Consider the following 18,020-nt stretch of genomic DNA (forward strand, 5'->3'; position numbering starts at 1 on the left):
ATACGAGAAATCTTTCCCTCTGCAACCCCCCTAAAAAATTTTTTTTGAGTTTTTATCTCAAGTGCTGAAATTATCAGCAAGACGTTCAATTTAGCGTCAAAATCACGCCGCCGCAAGTGGATTCCGGCGCTTACGTGACCAGGAAAAATTTTACAGCTTGATAAAATGCTCGCGGTAGTAAGCCAGCTCCGCCACCGATTCACGGATATCATCCATCGCCTGATGCGTCCCCTGCTTGGTAAAGCCGTCAAGAATTTCCGGCTTCCAGCGGCGCGCCAGCTCTTTCAGGGTGCTAACATCGAGATAGCGGTAGTGGAAGTAGGCTTCCAGCTCCGGCATGTATTTAAACAGGAAGCGACGGTCCTGACCGATGCTGTTACCACAAATCGGCGATTTTCCCGCAGGCACCCACTGTTTTAAGAATTCGAGCGTTGCCAGTTCAGCTTCACGATCGCCCATCGTGCTCGCTTTCACGCGCTCCACCAGCCCGCTGGCGGTATGGGTGCGCACGTTCCAGTCATCCATCAGCGCCAGCTGTTCATCGGACTGATGTACTGCAATGGTCGGCCCTTCTGCCAGAATATTCAGGTTGGCATCGGTCACCAGCGTGGCAATCTCAATAATGCGATCGCGCTCGGGATCCAGACCGGTCATCTCAAGATCGATCCAAATCAGGTTGTTTTCATTGGCACTCATGCTATTTTCCACCCATTCACAGTGACTATATTGATCCACAATTGCGTGTATCATAGATGTTTTGCCCATCAGGGGCGACCAGGAGTCTGTACGATTGAGTAAAAATAAACTCTCCAAAGGCCAGCAGCGCCGCGTGAACGCCAATCACCAGCGTCGTCTTAAAACGTCTAAGGAGAAGCCCGACTACGACGACAATCTGTTTGGCGAGCCTGATGAAGGTATCGTCATCAGCCGCTTTGGTATGCACGCTGATGTGGAATCCGCAGATGGCGACGTTCACCGCTGCAATATTCGCCGTACCATCCGTTCGCTGGTGACCGGCGACCGCGTAGTCTGGCGTCCGGGTAAACCGGCGGCGGAAGGAGTAAATGTCAAAGGGATCGTGGAAGCGGTGCATGAGCGCACCTCGGTGTTGACGCGTCCGGATTTCTACGACGGCGTGAAACCTATTGCCGCCAACATCGACCAGATTGTCATTGTCTCCGCCATTTTGCCGGAGCTGTCGCTCAATATTATCGACCGTTACCTGGTGGCCTGCGAAACCTTGCAGATTGAGCCGATTATTGTGCTCAACAAGATAGACCTGCTGGACGACGAAGGCATGGAGTTCGTCAACGAGCAGATGGATATCTACCGCAATATCGGTTATCGCGTATTGATGGTTTCCAGTCATACTCAGGATGGGCTGAAACCGCTGGAAGAGGCGTTGACCGGGCGCATCAGCATTTTTGCCGGGCAGTCTGGCGTCGGTAAATCCAGCCTGCTGAACGCGCTGCTGGGGCTGCAAAAAGAGATCCTGACCAACGATGTCTCTGACAACTCGGGTCTCGGTCAGCACACCACGACCGCCGCTCGGCTGTATCACTTCCCGCACGGCGGTGATGTGATTGACTCCCCAGGAGTGCGTGAGTTCGGCCTCTGGCACCTGGAGCCGGAACAAATCACTCAGGGCTTTGTCGAATTCCATGACTACTTAGGTCTGTGTAAATATCGCGATTGCAAACACGATACCGATCCGGGCTGCGCTATCCGGGAAGCGGTTGAGGAAGGGAAAATCGCGGAAACCCGTTTCGAAAACTATCACCGTATTCTGGAAAGCATGGCGCAGGTAAAAACGCGTAAAAACTTTTCTGATACGGATGACTGACAATTAAGCTAACCGTCGTTAGAATCGTCCCCTTTTTTCAGGATCCGGCATGTAGGCCGGATCAGGAACGACAAAACAATGGCCTGGAGGCTACCTTGTTAAATTCATTTAAACTTTCGCTACAGTACATTCTGCCGAAACTATGGCTTACTCGCCTGGCGGGTTGGGGCGCAAGCAAGCGGGCAGGATGGCTGACAAAACTGGTTATCGATCTGTTCGTTAAATACTACAAGGTCGACATGAAAGAGGCGCAAAAGCCGGATACCGCCAGCTACCGCACCTTTAACGAATTCTTTGTCCGTCCGCTGCGTGACGAAGTACGCCCAATCGATACCGATCCGAATGTACTGGTTATGCCTGCCGATGGCGTTATCAGCCAGTTGGGTAAAATCGAAGAAGATAAAATCCTGCAAGCCAAAGGCCACAACTACAGCCTCGAAGCCCTGCTGGCAGGCAACTATCTGATGGCGGACCTGTTCCGCAACGGTACGTTTGTGACCACTTACCTCTCCCCGCGTGACTACCACCGCGTACACATGCCGTGCAACGGTATTCTGCGTGAGATGATCTACGTGCCGGGCGATCTCTTTTCCGTTAACCATCTCACCGCTCAGAACGTGCCGAATCTGTTTGCCCGTAACGAACGCGTGATCTGCCTGTTCGATACCGAATTTGGCCCAATGGCGCAGATTCTGGTCGGGGCGACGATTGTAGGCAGCATTGAGACGGTCTGGGCGGGCACCATTACGCCGCCGCGCGAAGGTATCATCAAGCGCTGGACCTGGCCTGCCGGGGAAAACGACGGTTCTGTGGCACTGCTGAAAGGCCAGGAAATGGGTCGCTTTAAACTCGGTTCCACCGTTATCAACCTGTTTGCACCGGGTAAAGTGAATCTGGTTGAGCAACTGGAAAGCCTGTCTGTCACGAAAATTGGCCAGCCGCTGGCAGTATCTACCGAAACCTTTGTTACGCCAGACGCTGAACCCGCCCCGCTTCCTGCTGAAGAGATCGAAGCAGAACACGACGCCAGCCCATTGGTTGACGACAAAAAAGACCAGGTCTAATCCATCAAAGGAAACGCTGACGTGCGCCTGATTATCACTTTTCTGATGGCCTGGTGCCTCAGTTGGGGGGCGTACGCCGCGACGGCCCCCGATAGCAAACAAATCTCACAAGAACTGGAGCAGGCAAAAGCGGCGAAACCCGCGCAACCGGAAGTCGTAGAGGCGCTCCAGTCTGCCTTAAATGCGCTTGAGGAACGAAAAGGTTCCCTTGAGCGCATCAAGCAATATCAAGAAGTCATTGATAATTATCCGAAACTCTCCGCTACTCTGCGCGCGCAATTAAACAACATGCGTGACGAGCCGCGCAGCGTGTCACCGGGAATGTCTACCGACGCGCTGAATCAGGAAATTCTCCAGGTCAGCAGCCAGTTGCTGGATAAAAGCCGTCAGGCCCAGCAAGAGCAGGAACGCGCCCGCGAGATTGCCGATTCGCTGAATCAACTGCCGCAACAGCAAACCGATGCCCGCCGTCAGTTAAATGAAATCGAGCGCCGCCTGGGGACGCTTACCGGCAATTCCCCGCTCAATCAGGCACAAAATTTCGCGTTGCAGTCTGACTCCGCACGCCTGAAAGCGCTCGTCGATGAACTGGAACTGGCGCAGCTGTCCGCCAATAACCGCCAGGAATTAGCGCGTTTACGCTCAGAGCTGGCGGAAAAAGAGAGCCAGCAACTGGATGCATATTTGCAGGCCTTACGTAATCAGTTGAACAGCCAACGTCAGCTTGAGGCGGAGCGGGCGCTGGAAAGTACCGAATTACTGGCAGAAAACAGTGCCGATTTGCCGAAAGATATCGTCGCGCAATTCAAAATTAACCGCGAACTATCGGCAGCGCTGAATCAACAGGCGCAGCGGATGGATCTCGTTGCCTCGCAACAGCGTCAGGCTGCCAGCCAGACGTTACAGGTCCGGCAGGCGTTGAATACGCTGCGTGAACAGTCGCAATGGCTGGGCTCGTCCAACCTGCTCGGCGAAGCGTTGCGGGCGCAGGTGGCACGGCTGCCGGAAATGCCAAAACCACAACAACTTGATACCGAAATGGCGCAGTTGCGTGTGCAACGGTTACGTTATGAGGATCTGCTTAATAAACAGCCGCAGCTAAGGCAAATTCATCAGGCCGACGGTCAGCCGCTGACCGCCGAGCAAAACCGTATTCTGGAAGCACAGCTACGCACTCAGCGTGAGTTGCTGAACTCATTGTTGCAGGGTGGAGACACGCTACTGCTGGAACTGACCAAGCTGAAAGTCTCCAACGGGCAACTGGAGGATGCGCTGAAAGAGGTGAATGAAGCGACGCACCGCTATCTGTTCTGGACCTCTGACGTGCGCCCAATGACCATCGCCTGGCCGCTGGAAATCGCCCAGGATCTGCGTCGTCTCATTTCGCTGGACACCTTCAGTCAGTTGGGCAAAGCCAGTGTGATGATGCTGACCAGTAAAGAGACAATTTTACCGCTGTTTGGCGCGTTGATTCTGGTCGGTTGCAGTATTTACTCACGCCGCTATTTCACCCGTTTTCTTGAACGTTCGGCGGCGAAAGTCGGCAAAGTGACTCAGGATCACTTCTGGCTGACGTTACGCACTCTTTTCTGGTCGATTCTCGTCGCGTCACCGCTACCGGTGCTGTGGATGACGCTGGGTTACGGCTTGCGCGAGGCGTGGCCTTATCCGCTGGCGGTAGCGATTGGTGATGGCGTAACAGCCACCGTACCGCTGCTATGGGTAGTGATGATTTGCGCTACCTTTGCCCGCCCGAACGGCTTATTTATCGCTCATTTTGGCTGGCCGCGCGAACGGGTTTCCCGTGGGATGCGCTACTACCTGATGAGCATTGGGCTTATCGTGCCGCTGATTATGGCGCTGATGATGTTCGATAATCTCGACGACCGCGAGTTTTCCGGTTCGCTGGGACGGCTTTGCTTTATCCTCATTTGCGGTGCGCTGGCGGTGGTCACTCTCAGTCTGAAAAAGGCCGGGATCCCGCTGTATCTCAACAAAGAAGGCAGCGGTGACAACATTACCAACCATATGCTGTGGAACATGATGATTGGCGCACCGCTGGTTGCCATTCTGGCGTCGGCGGTGGGTTATCTGGCAACGGCGCAGGCACTGTTAGCGAGGCTTGAAACCTCGGTTGCCATCTGGTTCCTGCTACTAGTGGTTTATCACGTTATCCGCCGCTGGATGCTGATCCAGCGCCGCAGGCTGGCGTTTGACCGGGCGAAGCATCGCCGGGCAGAGATGTTAGCGCAACGTGCGCGTGGCGAAGAGGAAGCGCATCATCACAGTAGCCCGGAAGGGGCAATTGAAGTAGATGAAAGCGAAGTCGATCTCGATGCCATCAGTGCGCAATCCTTGCGGCTGGTGCGCTCAATTTTGATGTTGATCGCCCTGCTTTCGGTCATTGTGCTGTGGTCAGAAATCCATTCCGCTTTCGGCTTCCTCGAAAATATTTCGCTGTGGGATGTCACCTCCACGGTACAGGGCGTAGAAAGTCTGGAGCCGATTACCCTCGGTGCGGTGCTGATTGCCATTCTGGTGTTTATCATCACCACGCAGCTGGTGCGCAACCTGCCCGCGCTGCTGGAACTGGCGATTTTGCAGCACCTGGATTTAACGCCGGGTACGGGCTACGCCATCACCACCATCACCAAATATCTGCTGATGCTGATTGGCGGGCTGGTCGGCTTCTCAATGATTGGTATTGAGTGGTCGAAATTGCAGTGGCTGGTCGCCGCGCTCGGTGTTGGTCTCGGTTTTGGTTTGCAGGAAATTTTCGCCAACTTTATCTCTGGCCTGATCATCCTGTTCGAAAAACCGATTCGCATTGGCGATACGGTAACGATCCGCGATCTTACTGGTAGCGTGACGAAAATTAACACCCGCGCCACCACCATCAGCGACTGGGACCGTAAAGAGATAATCGTGCCGAACAAGGCGTTTATTACCGAGCAGTTTATCAACTGGTCGCTCTCTGACTCGGTCACGCGCGTGGTGTTGACGATTCCGGCCCCTGCCGATGCCAACAGTGAAGAAGTGACGGAAATCCTGCTCACCGCAGCGCGTCGCTGCTCGCTGGTGATCGACAACCCGGCACCGGAAGTCTTCCTGGTGGATCTGCAACAGGGGATTCAGATTTTCGAGCTGCGTATTTACGCCGCTGAGATGGGTCACCGTATGCCGCTACGCCATGAGATCCACCAGCTAATTCTGGCAGGCTTCCATGCCCACGGTATCGATATGCCATTCCCGCCCTTCCAGATGCGTCTGGAAAGCCTCAACGGTAAACAAACGGGGAGAACGCTGACGTCTGCGGGCAAAGGTCGTCAGGCGGGAAGTTTATAAGGTTTTGTAGCCGGATAGTCTCATCCGGCTCACCAACAAAACAGATAGCGCAGGGAAAACTGCCACAGCCAATAGAAGAGCATTATTGAAATAACAAAATATTGCCAAAGAGAGTGCTGTTTCTTCCAAATAACAGCATAAATATATGGGATGAATAATGGTAAGGTCATTATAATACCAACTGGGCGAATATCATCATTCTCAAGATATGTCATAACATCACAAACATTATTAATTCCTCTACCGTCGATAAACCACTCTTTGTCTTGAACAGATAAAAAATCTATCCAAAATATGCTTATAACAAACCAGATAAGGTTAAGGGAAAATGATTTCCAGTTCATCATAGATTATTCATTATTTTCATTAAAGCAGTTTTCTTTTCAAGAATACGTCGACCATATTCACTGTATTCTCTCTGATGGGATCCTTTCGGTGCTGCAATGGAGTCTATAATATCTTGTTTATTTCTTTCAATACCACGGTTGTATCGGGAGCCGACTACAATTAACTGCTCATCCGTTAAATTAGTGGTGTCACCTATTTCCGGATAGTCATAATGTATAAGGTCTCGTAAATGAAATGCTACCACTCTAATGTTGAAGCGGTCATTTAGTAAGCACTGGGAAAGTTGGAACTGCTCAAAGGATGACAAAAGATCTGGATGTATCCCTATAGTCCTGGCTGCAACGCCTAACTGTATTGCGACAGAACCGACTGAAGTAGAGTTTGAGTAGGTATTGCCTCCTCTCTTTGAAACGGCCTCTAGGATTATTTTTAATTGCAGCACCCCCACTGGTTTAAATCTTTCTGGCATTCCGCCAACCTCAGCAGCCGCAACGCCCGCAAGTAATAATAACGGGATTTGCGCCTCTTTGGCATATTGCCACAACATATCACGGTGATAAATCAACCATGATGTTTTATATAACCATAAGTGTGCAGTCCCCGTGCTGAATGTCCAATTAGTCGGAAGAAAACGCCATCGAAAATAATCAATGCCATTCCATTTAGGAAAGCCTAATTCATCAACTTCGCAAAAAATAAGATTATTCATTTAAAGTCCCTTATTAAAATCATTCCCAGAATGAAGAATAGTACTATCATCAGAAAAACTGATTTGTGATGGGACAGACAAAAAATATAAAAAAGGGTTCGACTTAAGATAATCAAGATAAAACATATATACCCAATAAACCTCAAGATGCGGGTGTGAGCACCTGAAAGTGATCGTTAATTCGGGATGTCAGAGAGTCCGCTATATCCGGCAGCGTCTGGTTAAAAAAGACAGAAAAACGGGATACATTATATTCATGAATGGTTTTATATTCGCAGATTAGCGGTGACGTCAGTGCTTTCAGATTCAGCGCCCCCATGATATTCAGGCGTGTGCGGCAGCCTGTTGTTTTTACTGCTTTTTTCTGGCCTTTACGTATCCAGCCATAGCTGATTTTAGTGGCCTGAGTCGGATGGACTCCATCAATAAAAAGAACCGGTTCATCACCCACAGTTATTTTCAGTTCCTCATAATATTCAATGAATTGCCTTTGTTTCTCTTCACTGAATTTATGGGGGACGCCTGACGGTTTTTTGTAGGTGAAACCATTACGATGCAGCCACTTATTCATCCCCGGAATGCTGAAAATGATGTTCCATGTCCGGGTGATAAACGCAATAACATCGCGGGTATGGTGAAATAAATTATCGGATAACTGGCTGATTAAAAGGCCGTTTGTTCAGCACTGAGTTTGCTGTCTGAGCCGCCGTTTTCGGGCTTCAGTTTTCCTTTATTCAGGAATTCGCTGATATGGTGATCAATCGTTGTCTGATGCAAGCGTAAAGCCTGAGCAATCATGGCAGAACTCCAGCCTTCGGAAACCAGAAGAATGGCTTTAATACGATCTCTGACTCGCCCGTCACGACTGGAATCATGAAGGCGTTCAAGTTCAGCTTTTTGTTGCTCAGTAATGAATATTTTCATGTTGGACAGCATGATCTTCTGTTGCTGAAAAATCAAGCATCTTCAATGATCACGGGTATATAAGGTGAATATTTATTGTTTTTAATATAAAAATCGCTTGCCCAACTTACAGAGTGACTGCAAGCTGGATAATATACTCGTCATACTTCAGAACGGTAAGCAAACGGGGTGAACGCTGACCTCTGCGGCTAAAGCGCGCCAGGACGGCGGTATATAAGGTTTTGTAGCAGGATGGTCTCATCCGGCTACAAACAAAACTGATAGCGCAGAAAAAACTGCCACAGCCAGTAGCCGAAAATCACAAGCGCGGTGGCATACATAAACCAGCCGCGTTTTTTTCGCCACAAAGCGAACCAGAGAAAAGGGAAAAAGAGCGGTAACGTCATTATCACACCGACATCGCGGGTATCATCATTTTCCAGATACTCCAGCACATGGCAGATATTTTTAACCCCACCTTCATCAATCATCCACTCTTTGTCCAGCGTGGAAGTGATGACTATCTAGGGGATCGCTACAACAAACCAGATGCAGCATAAGACAAACGTGCGCGCACTCATAAGATAACCCGTAGTTTAATTTCGCTATAGCGCATACGAAATCCCACTAATTCCCTGTCATTGCGCCCTATCGTCAGGCAGACGATAGGGCATCGGGTTATTCCACCGCCCACTGCGGATTTTTTGCCACTCTGCTGCAATAGTTCTGGTAAATCGCCATCGCTAACAGCGAGAAGAAGACAGGGCCGCCAATCATCCACAATGTGCTGTCCCAGTCTCCGGCTTCAACCACAGGTTGAAAGATGGTGAAGACGTTCGCAAATGTCACAACCAGTACGACAACCACCGTCGCAATCATTGCCGACATACGCGTTTTGAAAATCACAAACGGTCTGTCGAGATCCTGACGTGCTTTAAAGAATGGGAAAGCCAGCGCGAGGAACAAGTAAGGAAGCGTCATAGACACGTTCGCCATCAGAGTCAGTTTGTTAAAGAACGCCGATGCGGTGCCACCGCCAAACGAAACCAGCAGGATGAAGACAGTAACCAGCCCGCACTGCATCCACATGGCGATAGACGGCATACCCATCGTATTCAGGCGCGTCATCGGTTCCGGCCACAATGCTTTCGGCGTTCCCTGGATGATGGCTTTCAGCGGTGAATAGCAAAGCGTAAAGAACGCACCGGTATAAGCGAGGAACATCGAAAGCCCGGTAATACGCGCAAACCATACGCCCAGCGACAATGACGCTTCTGGTGACAAATGCAGTGCGTTACCCAGCGTCACCCCGAGGCTCTTCATCAGCACATAGGTAATATTGCCGAGGTTAACGGAACCATTACTTAATACCTGCTGCCAGTTTGTGCTGACGCCCCATAAAAATATTGCCAGCGAATAACCGATTGAAATAACAATAGCGGCAAAAACAATACCTTTGGCAAAGTTCTTTTCTGGATTTTCCGTTTTATCGACCAGACCACCAACCGCTTCAATTCCGCCATAGGCAAAAATAGCAAATACCACAAACGATAGCATTGCCAGACCGGACTGATAACCTGGATTCGGTGATGCAAGGAAATTAATATCCTGCGCGAAATGCCCACCATTTAATAACAAAATAGTAATGCTTACTAACAGCAATACTAAATTCAGACACATTACTGCAATACCGCCCACCGCAGTAATGCGGGCAATTTTATTAATCCCCTTTGAAGCAACGACGGTGACCAGAATCATCCATGCCACTGCCAGCAGACCAACCACCTGCGTAGGCTCCAGTCCGGCAATACGCCAGTGCTGGGTCATGTCGCTACCATAGAGGAATGTTGAGAACGGTACCCAAACTTTCGCGGAGGTACTCACCATCCAGATGATATAAGAGGAAAACCACATAAACGTACCAATGAAGGCAAAACGTGGTCCGACACTATTATTCATCCATGAATAGATACCGCCTTCTTCTTTGCGATAAGCAGCGCCCATTTCAGCCATCATTAAGGCGAATGGAATAAAGAATAACAATGCAGAAAATATATAAAAGGGAATCGCACTATAACCCATTAAGTAATAAGCCGATGGGCTATTGGCAAATCCAAATACGGAAGTAAAGATCATCAATATGAGTCCTATCAGACTCATCTTTTTTATCGTGTGAGGCATGAAACCATCCTTCATTTCAGCGCGTGTATAAAACGCGCCCACTGAACTGCACTGCCCAACATTGAGCGGGCAGCGTAAAAACCAATACAAAATTGATACCTGGATGATATCAAATATCCAGTCTTAAATTGTGGCCTTTAGCGGAAAAATGAAAACATATGCTACAGAATGGCGCTTATCACGCCATTCTTCGCGGTTAATTCAGTAATTTTTCAGAATTATGCCCGGTCAACGCTAAAGGCGATGACTTCAGCCAGTGTCTCCGCGCCCAGCGCCAACATCACCAGACGATCAACACCTAATGCCACGCCGGAACAGTCAGGCATACCGACTTTCAAGGCTTCAATCAGATTCTGGTCAATGGGGTGCTGCGGCAAACCGCGCGCCGCGCGCTTACGGTTATCTTGTTCAAAGCGTTGTTGCTGCTCACGGGCATCCGTCAATTCATGGAAACCATTCGCCAGCTCAATACCTTTATAATAAACCTCAAAGCGTTCAGCGACCCGATGATCTTCGGTACTGATTTGCGCCAGTGATGCCTGGCTGGCTGGAAAGTGGTACACAAAGGTCGGTTTTTCTTTACCAATATTTGGCTCTACGCCAAAGGTAAACAGCAATTGTAGCAACGTGTCGCGGTCTTCTTCAGTATCGGCAACGTTGCTCAAATCCAGTTTCGCTGCCACTTCCCGCAGTTGCGTTTTGTCGGCAGAGAGTGGGTCAATTTCCAGATAACGCAAGAAAGCTTGTTGATAAGAAAGGCTTTCTGCTGCCGGGCAGTCCAGCACCTGTTGCAAGAGATCGTCCACCTCGTTCATCAACCGGTACATATCATAGTGCGGTCGATACCACTCAAGCATAGTGAACTCAGGGTTGTGATAACGCCCCATCTCTTCATTACGGAAGCTGCGGCACAGCTGGAATACCGGCCCACAACCGGCAACCAGCAGGCGCTTCATATGGTATTCCGGGCTGGTCATTAACCAGAGATTCATCCCCTGCGAATGCCCGGGGCCAACGAAACGTGTCTCAAACGGGACCAAATGAATATCGGTTACCGTCGCCTGGCTCATACAAGGCGTCTCCACCTCCAGCACTCCACGATCGGCAAAGAAACGACGGATCTCCGCCATAATCGCCGCGCGTTTTAATAAGTTAGGAATGGATGCGCTCGGCTGCCAGGATGCCGTTTCGCTCATAGTTAAATCTCCAGTTTTTGACAAGGGCACGAAGTCTACTCGCAACGCGACGGCGAGACAAATTTTACGCAGGAATCAAACAACGGTGGGCAGTGACTAAAAAAAGCACGATCTGATGGTTTAGTAATTAAATTAATCATCTTCAGTGATAATTTAGCCCTCTTGCGCACTAAAAAAATCGATCTCGTCAAATTTCAGACTTATCCATCAGACTATACTGTTGTACCTATAAAGGAGCAGTGGAATAGCGTTCGCAGACCGTAACTTTCAGGCACTTACCCTGAAGTACGGGGCTGTGGGATAAAAACAATCTGGAGGAATGTCGTGCAAACCTTTCAAGCCGATCTTGCCATTGTAGGCGCCGGTGGCGCGGGATTACGTGCTGCAATTGCTGCCGCGCAGGCAAATCCAAATGCAAAAATCGCACTAATCTCAAAAGTATACCCGATGCGTAGCCATACCGTTGCTGCAGAAGGGGGCTCCGCCGCTGTCGCGCAGGATCATGACAGCTTCGAATATCACTTTCACGATACAGTAGCGGGTGGCGACTGGTTGTGTGAGCAGGATGTCGTGGATTATTTCGTCCACCACTGCCCAACCGAAATGACCCAACTGGAACTGTGGGGATGCCCATGGAGCCGTCGCCCGGATGGTAGCGTCAACGTACGTCGCTTCGGCGGCATGAAAATCGAGCGTACCTGGTTCGCCGCCGATAAGACCGGCTTCCATATGCTGCACACGCTGTTCCAGACCTCTCTGCAATTCCCGCAGATCCAGCGTTTTGACGAACATTTCGTGCTGGATATTCTGGTTGATGATGGTCATGTTCGCGGCCTGGTAGCAATGAACATGATGGAAGGCACGCTGGTGCAGATCCGTGCTAACGCGGTCGTTATGGCTACCGGCGGTGCGGGTCGCGTTTATCGTTACAACACCAACGGCGGCATCGTTACCGGTGACGGTATGGGTATGGCGCTAAGCCACGGCGTTCCGCTGCGTGACATGGAATTCGTTCAGTATCACCCAACCGGTCTGCCAGGTTCCGGTATCCTGATGACAGAAGGCTGCCGCGGTGAAGGTGGTATTCTGGTCAACAAAAATGGCTACCGTTATCTGCAAGATTACGGCATGGGCCCGGAAACTCCGCTGGGCGAGCCGAAAAACAAATATATGGAACTGGGTCCACGCGACAAAGTTTCTCAGGCCTTCTGGCACGAATGGCGTAAAGGCAACACTATCTCCACGCCGCGTGGCGATGTGGTTTATCTCGACCTGCGTCACCTCGGCGAGAAAAAACTGCATGAACGTCTGCCGTTCATCTGCGAACTGGCGAAAGCGTACGTTGGCGTCGATCCGGTTAAAGAACCGATTCCGGTACGTCCGACCGCGCACTACACCATGGGCGGTATCGAAACCGATCAGAACTGTGAAACCCGCATTAAAGGTCTGTTCGCCGTGGGTGAATGTTCCTCTGTTGGTCTGCACGGTGCGAACCGTCTGGGCTCCAACTCGCTGGCGGAACTGGTGGTCTTCGGTCGTCTGGCCGGTGAGCAAGCTATGGAACGCGCATCTACTGCCGGTAATGGCAACGATGCAGCAATCAATGCTCAGGTTGCTGGCGTTGAACAGCGCCTGAAAGATCTGGTTAACCAGGATGGCGGCGAAAACTGGGCTAAGATCCGCGACGAAATGGGCATGGCCATGGAAGAAGGCTGCGGTATCTACCGTACGCCAGAACTGATGCAGAAAACCATCGACAAGCTGGCAGAATTGCAGGAACGCTTCAAGCGCGTGCGCATCACCGACACTTCCAGCGTGTTCAACACCGACCTGCTCTACACCATTGAACTGGGTCACGGTCTGAACGTTGCTGAATGTATGGCGCACTCCGCAATGGCACGTAAAGAGTCCCGCGGCGCGCACCAGCGTCTGGACGAAGGTTGCACCGAGCGTGACGACGTCAACTTCCTCAAACACACCCTCGCCTTCCGCGATGCTGATGGCACGACTCGCCTGGAGTACAGCGACGTGAAGATTACTACGCTGCCGCCAGCTAAACGCGTTTACGGTGGCGAAGCGGATGCAGCCGATAAGGCGGAAGCAGCCAATAAGAAGGAGAAGGCGAATGGCTGAGATGAAAAACCTGAAAATTGAGGTGGTGCGCTATAACCCGGAAGTCGATACCGCACCGCATAGCGCATTCTATGAAGTGCCTTATGACGCAACTACCTCATTACTGGATGCGCTGGGCTACATCAAAGACAACCTGGCACCGGACCTGAGCTACCGCTGGTCCTGCCGTATGGCGATTTGTGGTTCCTGCGGCATGATGGTTAACAACGTGCCAAAACTGGCATGTAAAACCTTCCTGCGTGATTACACCGACGGTATGAAGGTTGAAGCGTTAGCTAACTTCCCGATTGAACGCGATCTGGTGGTCGATATGACCCACTTCATCGAAAGTCTGGAAGCGATCAAACCGTACATCATCGGCAACTCCCGCACCGCGGATCAGGGTACTAACATCCAGACCCCGGCGCAGATGGCGAAGTATCACCAGTTCTCCGGTTGCATCAACTGTGGTCTGTGCTACGCCGCGTGCCCGCAGTTTGGCCTGAACCCAGAGTTCATCGGTCCGGCTGCCATTACGCTGGCGCATCGTTATAACGAAGATAGCCGCGACCACGGTAAGAAGGAGCGTATGGCGCAGTTGAACAGCCAGAACGGCGTATGGAGCTGTACTTTCGTGGGCTACTGCTCCGAAGTCTGCCCGAAACACGTCGATCCGGCTGCGGCCATTCAGCAGGGCAAAGTAGAAAGTTCGAAAGACTTTCTTATCGCGACCCTGAAACCACGCTAAGGAGTGCAACATGACGACTAAACGTAAACCGTATGTACGGCCAATGACGTCCACCTGGTGGAAAAAATTGCCGTTTTATCGCTTTTACATGCTGCGCGAAGGCACGGCGGTTCCGGCTGTGTGGTTCAGCATTGAACTGATTTTCGGGCTGTTTGCCCTGAAAAATGGCCCGGAAGCCTGGGCGGGATTCGTCGACTTTTTACAAAACCCGGTTATCGTGATCATTAACCTGATCACTCTGGCGGCAGCCCTGCTGCACACCAAAACCTGGTTTGAGCTGGCACCAAAAGCAGCCAATATCATTGTAAAAGACGAAAAAATGGGACCAGAGCCAATTATCAAAAGTCTCTGGGCGGTAACTGTGGTTGCCACCATCGTAATCCTGTTTGTTGCCCTGTACTGGTAAGGAGCCTGAGATGATTAATCCAAATCCAAAGCGTTCTGACGAACCGGTATTCTGGGGCCTCTTCGGGGCCGGTGGTATGTGGAGCGCAATTATTGCGCCGGTGATGATCCTGCTGGTGGGTATTCTGCTGCCACTGGGGCTATTTCCGGGTGATGCGCTGAGCTACGAGCGCGTTCTGGCGTTCGCGCAGAGCTTCATTGGTCGCGTATTCCTGTTCCTGATGATCGTTCTGCCGCTGTGGTGTGGTTTACACCGTATGCACCACGCGATGCACGATCTGAAAATCCACGTACCTGCGGGTAAATGGGTTTTCTACGGTCTGGCTGCTATCCTGACAGTTGTCACACTGATTGGTGTCGTTACAATCTAACGCATCGCCAATGTAAATCCGGCCCGCCTATGGCGGGCCGTTTTGTATGGAAACCAGACCCTATGTTCAAAATGACGCTCTGCGCCTTATTAATTACCGCCTCTTGCTCCACATTTGCTGCCCCTCAACAAATCAACGATATTGTGCATCGCACAATTACCCCGCTTATAGAGCAACAAAAGATCCCCGGTATGGCGGTGGCGGTAATTTATCAGGGTAAACCTTATTACTTTACCTGGGGCTATGCGGACATCGCCAAAAAGCAGCCCGTCACACAGCAAACGTTGTTTGAGTTAGGTTCGGTCAGCAAAACATTTACGGGCGTACTTGGTGGCGACGCTATTGCTCGAGGGGAAATCAAGTTAAGCGATCCCGCGACAAAATACTGGCCTGAACTTACCGCTAAACAATGGAATGGGATCACACTATTACATCTTGCGACCTACACCGCTGGCGGCCTGCCATTGCAGGTGCCGGATGAGGTGAAATCCTAAAGCGACTTGCTGCGCTTCTATCAAAACTGGCAGCCTGCATGGGCTCCAGGAACACAACGTCTGTATGCCAACTCCAGTATCGGTTTGTTCGGCGCACTGGCTGTGAAGCCGTCTGGTTTGAGTTTTGAGCAGGCGATGCAAACTCGTGTCTTCCAGCCACTCAAACTCACTCATACGTGGATTAATGTGCCGTCCGCAGAAGAAAAGAATTACGCCTGGGGATATCGCGAAGGTAAGGCAGTGCATGTTTCGCCAGGGGCGTTAGATGCTGAAGCTTATGGTGTGAAGTCGACCATTGAAGATATGGCCCGCTGGGTGCAAAGCAATTTAAAACCCCTTGATATCACTGAGAAAACGCTTCAACAAGGGATACAACTGGCACAATCTCGCTACTGGCAAACCGGCGATATGTATCAGGGCCTGGGCTGGGAAATGCTGGACTGGCCGGTCAATCCTGACAGCATCATTAACGGCAGTGACAATAAAATTGCACTGGCAGCACGCCCGGTAAAAGCGATTAAGCCCCCAACTCCTGCAGTACGCGCATCATGGGTACATAAAACAGGGGCGACCGGCGGATTTGGAAGCTATGTCGCGTTTATTCCAGAAAAAGAGCTGGGTATCGTGATGCTGGCTAACAAAAACTATCCCAATCCAGCGAGAGTTACCGCCGCCTGGCAGATTCTCAACACTCTACAGTAAAATTTCATCGGGTCCGAATTTTCGGACCTTTTCTCCGCTTTTCCTTGCTGTCATCTACAATTAGAAAAAACCAGTAAGGAAACATTTATGCGCCTGCTCCCTCTCGTTGCCGCAGCGACAGCTGCATTTCTGGTCGTTGCCTGCAGTTCTCCTACGCCGCCGCGTGGCGTGACCGTAGTGAATAATTTCGACGCTAAACGCTATCTCGGCACCTGGTATGAGATTGCCCGTTTTGATCACCGCTTTGAACGTGGACTGGAAAAAGTCACCGCAACATACAGCCTGCGTGATGACGGCGGCCTGAATGTCATTAATAAAGGCTATAACCCTGACAGAGGAATGTGGCAGCAGAGTGAAGGGAAAGCGTACTTTACCGGCGCACCAACTCGCGCTGCGCTGAAAGTGTCATTCTTTGGTCCTTTCTATGGCGGTTATAACGTTATTGCACTCGATCGGGAATACCGCCATGCGCTGGTTTGCGGCCCGGACCGCGACTACCTGTGGATACTCTCCCGCACGCCAACCATTTCTGACGAAGTGAAACAGGAGATGCTGGCAGTCGCGACCCGGGAAGGGTTTGATGTCAGTAAGTTTATTTGGGTACAGCAGCCCGGTAGTTAATGAGTGCTGAGTTTCAGACCAATAATCCCCAATACGATTAACGCCAGACTCGCCAGGCGCATCGGGTTAGCGGACTCACCGAGCAGCACAATGCCGGTGATGGCCGCGCCGACTGCGCCAATACCCGTCCACACGGCATAAGCCGTCCCTACTGGTAACGATTTCATCGCCCAGGCAAGTAGCGCCATACTGACAATCATCGCCATCACGGTAATAACACTTGGCGTCAAACGACTAAAGCCGTGGGTATATTTCAGGCCAACGGCCCATACCACTTCCAGCAGACCAGCAATAACTAAGATAATCCAGGACATATCAGGCTCCGGAGAATTGGGGCCGTCCCCGGTGAAAAGAGGCGTTTGCAGGTCGTCCTGCAAAGCTGATGGTTGAACGGATATTTTGCCAGGTGGCAGGGGAATTTCAACTATTACCTTTGTGACTATCGCAGAAAAAACAAACGGCACGACATAACTGTCGTACCGTTATTGCTTACTGCTGCGCTTTCGTTGCTGCGCCAGAAATCGCGTTACCGCCATCAGAAATGTCTTCACCAACGCCACGCGTGGTGTTGCAGGCAGTTAATACTGTTGAAAGCACCAGAACAGAAAAGATCGCTGCAATTGTCTTCTTCACCATAACGTCTTCCTTTTAGGTAATGTTATTTATGTTTGCCTATAGCAAATTAATAATAGACAACATCACCAAAAATGATGGAAATCTGATGATTTTTCGGAAGAGAAGAAAAATTAGCTGGCAGCGCGGGAGATGGAATTACCGAGATGTTTGGTAATGACTCCAACTTATTGATAGTGTTTTATGTTCAGATAATGCCCGATGACTTTGTCATGCAGCTCCACCGATTTTGAGAACGACAGCGACTTCCGTCCCAGCCGTGCCAGGTGCTGCCTCAGATTCAGGTTATGCCGCTCAATTCGCTGCGTATATCGCTTGCTGATTACGTGCAGCTTTCCCTTCAGG

17 protein-coding genes and 2 pseudogenes are annotated in these 18,020 nt (G+C 50.7%); 9 read left to right on the top strand and 10 right to left on the bottom strand.

What is annotated here, in order from left to right:
* Positions 1 to 150: 150 nt before the first annotated feature.
* Positions 151 to 696 (bottom strand): oligoribonuclease, encoded by a 546-nt coding sequence (gene orn / locus ACJHYW_RS03370; protein WP_001295188.1) that lies wholly within the window; start codon positions 694 to 696, stop codon positions 151 to 153.
* Between the two features lie 94 nt (positions 697 to 790).
* Here orn and rsgA point away from each other — a divergent pair, with 94 nt between their 5' ends.
* The 3 genes from rsgA (at position 791) to mscM (ending at position 6,252) form a co-directional block, all read left to right on the top strand.
* On the top strand, positions 791 to 1,843 hold the full coding sequence (rsgA, locus tag ACJHYW_RS03375) for a small ribosomal subunit biogenesis GTPase RsgA (protein WP_000041976.1): 1,053 nt from the start codon (positions 791 to 793) through the stop codon (positions 1,841 to 1,843).
* Positions 1,844 to 1,938: 95 nt separating this feature from the next.
* Positions 1,939 to 2,907, top strand: a complete 969-nt coding sequence (gene asd, locus ACJHYW_RS03380; RefSeq protein ID WP_000934920.1) for an archaetidylserine decarboxylase — start codon at positions 1,939 to 1,941, stop codon at positions 2,905 to 2,907.
* Between the two features lie 21 nt (positions 2,908 to 2,928).
* A complete protein-coding gene (gene mscM / locus ACJHYW_RS03385; protein ID WP_001236795.1) occupies positions 2,929 to 6,252 on the top strand; it encodes a miniconductance mechanosensitive channel MscM in 3,324 nt (1,107 codons plus the stop codon).
* A 29-nt stretch (positions 6,253 to 6,281) separates the two neighbouring features.
* Here mscM and ACJHYW_RS03390 read toward each other — a convergent pair whose 3' ends face one another.
* The 6 genes and pseudogenes from ACJHYW_RS03390 to epmA form a co-directional block, all read right to left on the bottom strand.
* Positions 6,282 to 6,596 (bottom strand): YjeO family protein, encoded by a 315-nt coding sequence (locus ACJHYW_RS03390; protein ID WP_001308294.1) that lies wholly within the window; start codon positions 6,594 to 6,596, stop codon positions 6,282 to 6,284.
* Positions 6,596 to 7,309, bottom strand: coding sequence for a hypothetical protein (locus ACJHYW_RS03395; protein WP_001061059.1), 714 nt, complete (start codon positions 7,307 to 7,309; stop codon positions 6,596 to 6,598). Before ACJHYW_RS03395 ends, ACJHYW_RS03390 begins: the two co-directional genes overlap by 1 nt.
* 142 nt (positions 7,310 to 7,451) lie before the next feature.
* Positions 7,452 to 8,245, bottom strand: a pseudogene (locus ACJHYW_RS03400) (IS630 family transposase).
* 233 nt (positions 8,246 to 8,478) lie between these two features.
* Positions 8,479 to 8,736 (bottom strand): YjeO family protein, encoded by a 258-nt coding sequence (locus ACJHYW_RS03405; protein ID WP_225088916.1) that lies wholly within the window; start codon positions 8,734 to 8,736, stop codon positions 8,479 to 8,481.
* 154 nt (positions 8,737 to 8,890) lie between these two features.
* On the bottom strand, positions 8,891 to 10,393 hold the full coding sequence (gene yjeM, locus ACJHYW_RS03410; RefSeq protein WP_061092781.1) for a glutamate/gamma-aminobutyrate family transporter YjeM: 1,503 nt from the start codon (positions 10,391 to 10,393) through the stop codon (positions 8,891 to 8,893).
* Between the two features lie 218 nt (positions 10,394 to 10,611).
* On the bottom strand, positions 10,612 to 11,589 hold the full coding sequence (epmA, locus tag ACJHYW_RS03415; RefSeq protein WP_000004771.1) for an elongation factor P--(R)-beta-lysine ligase: 978 nt from the start codon (positions 11,587 to 11,589) through the stop codon (positions 10,612 to 10,614).
* Between the two features lie 324 nt (positions 11,590 to 11,913).
* Between epmA and frdA the strand changes: the two genes are divergently transcribed.
* From frdA to blc, 6 genes and pseudogenes are all read left to right on the top strand, one after another.
* Positions 11,914 to 13,722: a fumarate reductase (quinol) flavoprotein subunit gene (gene frdA / locus ACJHYW_RS03420; protein ID WP_001192967.1), complete on the top strand. Its 1,809-nt coding sequence runs from the start codon at positions 11,914 to 11,916 to the stop codon at positions 13,720 to 13,722.
* Positions 13,715 to 14,449: a fumarate reductase iron-sulfur protein gene (frdB, locus tag ACJHYW_RS03425; protein WP_000829498.1), complete on the top strand. Its 735-nt coding sequence runs from the start codon at positions 13,715 to 13,717 to the stop codon at positions 14,447 to 14,449. The genes frdA and frdB overlap by 8 nt, the downstream gene beginning before the upstream one ends.
* A 10-nt stretch (positions 14,450 to 14,459) precedes the next feature.
* A complete protein-coding gene (gene frdC / locus ACJHYW_RS03430) occupies positions 14,460 to 14,855 on the top strand; it encodes a fumarate reductase subunit FrdC (RefSeq protein ID WP_000208757.1) in 396 nt (131 codons plus the stop codon).
* A 10-nt stretch (positions 14,856 to 14,865) separates the two neighbouring features.
* On the top strand, positions 14,866 to 15,225 hold the full coding sequence (gene frdD / locus ACJHYW_RS03435; RefSeq protein ID WP_000609663.1) for a fumarate reductase subunit FrdD: 360 nt from the start codon (positions 14,866 to 14,868) through the stop codon (positions 15,223 to 15,225).
* Positions 15,226 to 15,287: 62 nt separating this feature from the next.
* Positions 15,288 to 16,421 (top strand): annotated as a pseudogene (locus tag ACJHYW_RS03440) (BlaEC family class C beta-lactamase).
* 87 nt (positions 16,422 to 16,508) lie between these two features.
* Complete coding sequence (gene blc / locus ACJHYW_RS03445; protein ID WP_001238378.1) at positions 16,509 to 17,042, top strand: lipocalin Blc; 534 nt, start codon at positions 16,509 to 16,511, stop codon at positions 17,040 to 17,042.
* Here the strand turns inward: blc and sugE are convergent.
* The 3 genes from sugE to ACJHYW_RS03460 form a co-directional block, all read right to left on the bottom strand.
* The gene (gene sugE, locus ACJHYW_RS03450; RefSeq protein WP_000118475.1) at positions 17,039 to 17,356 is read right to left on the bottom strand and encodes a quaternary ammonium compound efflux SMR transporter SugE; all 318 of its coding nucleotides are present in this window, start codon (positions 17,354 to 17,356) and stop codon (positions 17,039 to 17,041) included. The genes blc and sugE overlap by 4 nt on opposite strands.
* Before the next feature lie 175 nt (positions 17,357 to 17,531).
* Positions 17,532 to 17,678 carry a lipoprotein toxin entericidin B gene (gene ecnB / locus ACJHYW_RS03455; RefSeq protein ID WP_000239596.1) on the bottom strand — a complete coding sequence of 49 codons (147 nt, stop codon included), beginning with the start codon at positions 17,676 to 17,678 and terminating at the stop codon, positions 17,532 to 17,534.
* A 164-nt stretch (positions 17,679 to 17,842) separates the two neighbouring features.
* Positions 17,843 to 18,020: IS1 family transposase (locus ACJHYW_RS03460; RefSeq protein WP_000663719.1), on the bottom strand; the 178-nt coding region annotated here is incomplete at its 5' end.

It is taken from the genome of Escherichia sp. WS3063 (assembly GCF_046486595.1).
GTDB lineage: Bacteria > Pseudomonadota > Gammaproteobacteria > Enterobacterales > Enterobacteriaceae > Escherichia > Escherichia coli.

Bases quoted from the DNA above. Each gene is read 5' to 3' on its own strand.
- ACJHYW_RS03395 (WP_001061059.1), bottom strand. From the start codon at position 7,309: ATGAATAATCTTATTTTTTGCGAAGTTGATGAATTAGGCTTTCCTAAA.
- yjeM (WP_061092781.1), bottom strand. From the start codon at position 10,393: ATGCCTCACACGATAAAAAAGATGAGTCTGATAGGACTCATATTGATG.
- epmA (WP_000004771.1), bottom strand. From the start codon at position 11,589: ATGAGCGAAACGGCATCCTGGCAGCCGAGCGCATCCATTCCTAACTTA.
- orn (WP_001295188.1), bottom strand. From the start codon at position 696: ATGAGTGCCAATGAAAACAACCTGATTTGGATCGATCTTGAGATGACC.
- frdB (WP_000829498.1), top strand. From the start codon at position 13,715: ATGGCTGAGATGAAAAACCTGAAAATTGAGGTGGTGCGCTATAACCCG.
- ecnB (WP_000239596.1), bottom strand. From the start codon at position 17,678: ATGGTGAAGAAGACAATTGCAGCGATCTTTTCTGTTCTGGTGCTTTCA.
- ACJHYW_RS03390 (WP_001308294.1), bottom strand. From the start codon at position 6,596: ATGAACTGGAAATCATTTTCCCTTAACCTTATCTGGTTTGTTATAAGC.
- blc (WP_001238378.1), top strand. From the start codon at position 16,509: ATGCGCCTGCTCCCTCTCGTTGCCGCAGCGACAGCTGCATTTCTGGTC.
- sugE (WP_000118475.1), bottom strand. From the start codon at position 17,356: ATGTCCTGGATTATCTTAGTTATTGCTGGTCTGCTGGAAGTGGTATGG.
- frdC (WP_000208757.1), top strand. From the start codon at position 14,460: ATGACGACTAAACGTAAACCGTATGTACGGCCAATGACGTCCACCTGG.
- frdD (WP_000609663.1), top strand. From the start codon at position 14,866: ATGATTAATCCAAATCCAAAGCGTTCTGACGAACCGGTATTCTGGGGC.